5 protein-coding genes are annotated in these 5,104 nt (G+C 66.5%); 1 reads left to right on the forward strand and 4 read right to left on the reverse strand.

Features of this window, described 5'->3' with window-relative positions:
* The 4 genes from B5F19_RS16370 to B5F19_RS16385 form a co-directional block, all read right to left on the reverse strand.
* The coding region (locus tag B5F19_RS16370; RefSeq protein WP_140394274.1) for an aminotransferase class V-fold PLP-dependent enzyme at positions 1-826 on the reverse strand (826 nt) is incomplete at its 3' end.
* Complete coding sequence (locus B5F19_RS16375) at positions 823-1,077, reverse strand: DUF3343 domain-containing protein (protein ID WP_087292719.1); 255 nt, start codon at positions 1,075-1,077, stop codon at positions 823-825. The genes B5F19_RS16370 and B5F19_RS16375, both read right to left, overlap by 4 nt.
* Positions 1,078-1,181: 104 nt before the next feature.
* Positions 1,182-2,324, reverse strand: coding sequence for a site-specific integrase (locus B5F19_RS16380; RefSeq protein ID WP_087292722.1), 1,143 nt, complete (start codon positions 2,322-2,324; stop codon positions 1,182-1,184).
* Between the two features lie 151 nt (positions 2,325-2,475).
* On the reverse strand, positions 2,476-3,801 hold the full coding sequence (locus B5F19_RS16385; RefSeq protein ID WP_087292725.1) for a Na+/H+ antiporter NhaC family protein: 1,326 nt from the start codon (positions 3,799-3,801) through the stop codon (positions 2,476-2,478).
* A gap of 135 nt (positions 3,802-3,936) precedes the next feature.
* Here B5F19_RS16385 and B5F19_RS16390 point away from each other — a divergent pair, with 135 nt between their 5' ends.
* Positions 3,937-4,899 carry a LysR family transcriptional regulator gene (locus B5F19_RS16390; RefSeq protein WP_087292728.1) on the forward strand — a complete coding sequence of 321 codons (963 nt, stop codon included), beginning with the start codon at positions 3,937-3,939 and terminating at the stop codon, positions 4,897-4,899.
* Positions 4,900-5,104: the final 205 nt, after the last annotated feature.

Consider the following 5,104-nt stretch of genomic DNA (forward strand, 5'->3'; position numbering starts at 1 on the left):
GGATGAGCCCCTCCTCCCGGGCGGCGACGGTCTCCACCCCCTCCCGCCGCAGGAAGCGCAGCCCCTCCAGAAGGCCGGCGATCCCGGCGATGTTGTGGGTGCCCGCCTCCAGCCGGTCAGGGAGAAAGTCGGGCATCTCCTGGCTCAGGGAGACGCTGCCGGTGCCCCCCTCCAGCAGGGGGTCCGCCCCGTCCCCGCACAGGAGCAGGCCGGTGCCCTGGGGGCCGTAGAGCCCCTTGTGCCCGGGCATGGCGATGAAGGCCGCCCTCAGCTCCCGGAAGGACAGGGGCAGGCCGCCGGCGGACTGGGAGGCGTCCACAATGAGGGGCACCCCCCTCCGGCGGCACAGGGCGGCGATGTCCTCGATGGGCAGAATGAAGCCGAACACGTTGGACACGTGGGTGCACACCACCGCGTCCACCTCCGGCGTCAGCTCCCGCCGGAAGGCCTCCAGGGCGGCCGCCCGGTCAAAGAGGGGGCTCTCGGCCGTTTTGACGGTCACCCCGGGGATGGCCCGGAGGGGCCGGGTCACCGCGTTGTGCTCATAGCCGGAGATGAGCACGGTGCTCCCCGGCTTTACCAGAGTTTTGATGGCGATGTTCAGGCCGTGGGTGGCGTTGAAGGTGAAGACCACCCGGTCCGGCTCGGGCACGTCAAAGAGGGCGGCAGCCTCCCGGCGGCAGGCGAAGGCCGTCTCCGCCGCCGCCATGGCGGGACGGTGCCCGCCCCGGCCGGGGGTGGCCAGATGGTCCACGGCGTAGGCGCAGGCCCGGGCCACCGACGGGGGCTTGCGCAGGGTGGTGGCCGCGCTGTCCAGATAGATCATAGCTCCACCTCCCGGTAGCTGCCGTCGCCGGTGGTGATAAAGACCCGCTTGGGCTCCAGCACGGCCCGGTGGAGCGCCCGCAGGGCGCCGGCCAGATACCGCTGGGAGATTTTGACGGAATGGCTGCACCCCTCCCCCGCGATGCTCTTGGGGGAGCGGAGAATATGGGCCGGAATCCCAGCCCGCTCCAGCGCGGCGGCGGTGCGCTGGGCGTAGGTCAGGGAACGGCACACGATGAGATAATAGAGCATGGCACGGTTCCTTTCTCGGGGGACGCAATGGCGAAAACCGTTCCCCTCAAACCAGCGTATGCCGGAGGGCGGCCGGCGGACACCGGGGCCGCCCTCTCCCTCTCTCATTTCAGGGCGTCGGACACCCGCTGCACCAGCTCCTCATGGGTCCGGTCCACCAGATGGGTGTAGATGCGCCCGGTGGTGGCGGGGGTGGCGTGCCCCAGCGCCTTGCCGATGTCGAACAGGGAGGCTCCCTGGCAGGAGGCGATGGTGGCGAAGGTGTGCCGCAGGCCGTGAAAGGTGAGCCGGGGCAGGTCGTTCTTCCTCACGAACCGGGTAAAGGCCAGGGACAGGGCGTTGGGGGAATAGGGCGCCCCCTTGGCGTCCAGGATCACGTGGTCGGTGGGGTTGTAGGCAGGGCTTTGGACGCAGCGCTCCTGCTGCTGCCGGGCCTGCTCCTGCTCCAGGAGGAGGTACACCTCGTCGGGCAGGTACAGGGTGCGCACCGAGGCGCGGTTCTTGGTCTCCTTCTGGACGATATTGGCCCCGTAGGCGGTGCGTGCCTCCCGGATGAGGACCAGGTGGCGCTGCAGGTCCACGTTCTCCCACTTCAGGCCGCAGATCTCCTCCCGGCGCATGCCCAGGCTGCCCGCCAGCTTCACCGCCAGCTCCAGAATGTTGCCCTCGATCTTCTGGTAGAGGAGCTTGAGCTCCTGGTTGTTGTAGAAATAGGACTCGGCGGTGCGCACCCGCGGGGGCTCCACCCGCTCCATGGGAGAGGCGGGGATCACGTCCTGCCGCACCGCCGAGCGCAGGGCGCTGGAGAGCAGGTCGTGGTGGCGGCGCATGGTGTTGGAGGAGAGGCCGCTGGTCCGCTGGGTCTCGGTGTAGTACTCCTGGATTATCATGGGAGTGAGCTTTCTCAGGGGCACATCACCCAGAGCCGGGTCAATGTGGTTGTCGATGATCTTCTGATAGGCGTACACGGTGGTCTCCGCTCGATTGGGCCGGACAATGGAATTCATCCAGTACTCCAGCCAGTGGGACAGATCCAGCTCCTGGGCGGAGGCCGGCTTCTCCGCCTGCTCCCGCTCCGCCCCGGCGTGGAAGGCCCTGAGGCCGTTCCGGGCGGCCGCCAGAGTGTGGAAGGTGCGGTACCGCTTGAGGCGCTTCCCGCTCTCATCCCGCCCCAGTTCCATGCTTACATAGTAGAGCTTGCGCTGATCGTCATACGCAATATTTCGTTCCACTGCTTTTCTTGCCATATACTCTTCCTCCTTTTTCTCTCTCTAAAAATAGAGTTGGCAAACGACGCGAAAAAAACCGCGTAATTTTAGCATAACAGACAAGAAGTCTTTAAAAAAGATTAAAAAAATGCCTCCAACCCAAGTTGGAGGCAACGATTTAAGATAATTTTCAACTTTCCGCCATTTTCTTCCTCTCCCTGCCCCTCCAGAACAGCCAGTCGCACAGGGGGCAGAGATAGAGAAAACAGGCGAATGGAATGGCCAGGGCCGAGGCGTCCATGGCGGCCAGGGGCACGCTCACCGCGATGGACCAGGGGACCATCGCGGGCAGGGGGATGGCCGTGTTGCCCAAAGCGTGGGCCAGGTCCACGCCCCCCTGTCCCCGGCGGCGGTACTGGTCCCCCACCATCTGCTCGGTGAGCACCAGGGCGATGGACTGGTTGCACAGCAGGGCCGCCGAGGCCAGGGAGACCAGGGCGGTGGTGAAAAACAGGTCGGTGCGCTCCGTCAGATGCTCCAGCTTCTCCTTCACCGGGTCCAGCAGACCGGCCCCCTTGAGGATGCCCGAGGAGGTGCAGGAGAAGAGCACAATAAGCATGCCGTTCACCATGGACACCACGCCGCCGCCGGACAGGATGGAGGCCAGCTCCGGGTGGTCCAGCTCACAGCCGAACACGCTGATTTGAAGAGCCTCCAGCCACCCCACCCCCTGAAGGAGGACGGCGACCACCACCGACACCCCGCAGCTGATGAGAATGGCCCACACCGCCTTCACATGAAAGAACGGGAGCGCCAGCAGGATCACCGCCGGAATCACCGTCCACCAGGACAGGTCGAAGGACTCCTGCAGGGCGTTGAGGATGGTGGGGTCCACCTGCCGGATGGGAAAGAGAACGGACAGGACGCCGTAGAAGATCAGGGACAGGGCCAGGGGCAGCGGGGTGGTCCGCCACATCCGCCGCTGCATGGCGTTCTGGTCCGTCCCGGCCAGGGCCGACGCCAGGGCCGACGAGGAGGAGGCCGGGCTCAGCCGCTCCCCCAGATAGGCCCCGGAGACCACCGCCCCCGCCGTCATGGCCAGGTCCGCCCCGCCGGTGCGGGCGATGACCGACAGGATCACCCCCGCCGTCCCCGCCACCCCGAAGGCGCTGCCGAAGGTGAGGGACATGACAGTGGCCATGAGAAAGGCCGCCAGCAGAAAGATGTTGGGGGTGATCAGCTTCAGACCGTGGTAGACGAAAAAGGCGATGGTGCCGCTGGCCCGCCACAGCCCGGTGAGGCAGCCGATGAACACCAGCACCCGCAGCACCACCATGGCGGTGCGGGCCCCGTCCCCCGCCATGGCGGCCAGCGCCCGCCAACTGTGCCCCCTCCGGCGGGCCGCCAGGGTGAAGCACACCAGGCCGAAGGCCAGCCCGATGGCCAGGGACCAGCCCATGGCCATACACAAAAAAATGCCGCACAGAAATACGGCAGATGCAATCAACATATCCATATCCGCTCTCTCCTGTCTGCTGGGCAGACCGCCCGCCGCCCGGTGGTAACAACCATTCTACCGAAAACTTTACAATTCGTCCAATATCACTTATGATATAAAAGCTATAAAATCCATGTAATAGGAGGAATCGACGTGGTCTCCAAACAGGACGAAACCTTTTTGGCCATCGCCCAGGCGGGGAGCGTCTCCAAGGCGGCCCAGGGGCTCTACCTGTCCCAGCCCGCCGTGAGCCGCAGCCTGAAGCGGCTGGAGGAGGACCTAGGGGTCCAGCTGTTCGACCGGGAGGCCGCCCCCCTCCGGCTCACCCAGGCGGGGGAGCGCTATCTGCGCTATGTGCGGGAGAACCAGGAGCGGGAGCGCCGCCTCCGCCAGGACCTGGCCCAACTGGAGCGGGAGCCCAGCGGCGCCGTGCGGGTGGGCCTGAACTTCTGGCGGTCCTCCCTGGTGCTGCCCCGGGTGCTCCCCACCTTTCAGAGGAAGTACCCCCACATCCAGGTGGAGCCCGCCGAGGGCTCCCACCAGGACCTCTCGGTCCTGCTGGACCAGGGGAAGCTGGACTTCGCCCTCCTCCACCGGCCCAACCCCTACCCCCAGTTCGCCTTTCAGCACCTGCGGCATGAGCGCATCCTGCTCTTTCTCCGCCGGGACGCCCCCGTGCTGGAGCGCCTCTCCCCTGCTGAGGGTGACCGGGGACTGCCCCACCTGTCCTGGCCGGAGCTGTCCGCCCTTCAGGACACCCCCTTCCTGCTGCTGAAAAAGGGGCAGAACCTGCGGGAGCAGGCGGAGTACATCTTCCAGTCCGCCGGCATCCAGCCGCCCGCCGCCCTGACCACTCTCAGCCTGACCACCGCCCTGGGACTGGCGGCGGAGGGGTGCGGGGCCGTCCTGGCCTCCGAGGCGGTGCTGGACGGGGACTTTCTGCCCCCCTCCCTCCTCCCCTTTACTGTGGGCGACCCGCCGGTGCGGTGGGAGGTGGGCTTCGCCAGCCGGGCCGGCGTCCCCCTCTCCGCCCCCGCCCAGCTGCTGGTCCAGGCCATCCAGGATGCCTTTGGGGACGGACCGGCGCAGGCCGGTGCACCTTCAACGCCCCTCTAAACGCACAGCGCCCCTCCGTCCAGACGGAGGGGCGCTCAGGCTGTCAAAAAAGTCCAAGGACTTTTCCGACAGCCTGAAAATGCCAATACTTTCCCACCGCTGCGCGGCGGAAAAGTCCTCGCTGCGCTCGCTGAACGCCTTGCCATGCAAGGCATTCAGGGCATTCGATCCCACTCGAGGCGGGCTGCCGCCCCCTCGAGCTCCC

Source organism: Pseudoflavonifractor sp. An184 (assembly GCF_002160305.1).
Classification (GTDB): domain Bacteria; phylum Bacillota; class Clostridia; order Oscillospirales; family Oscillospiraceae; genus Lawsonibacter; species Lawsonibacter pullicola.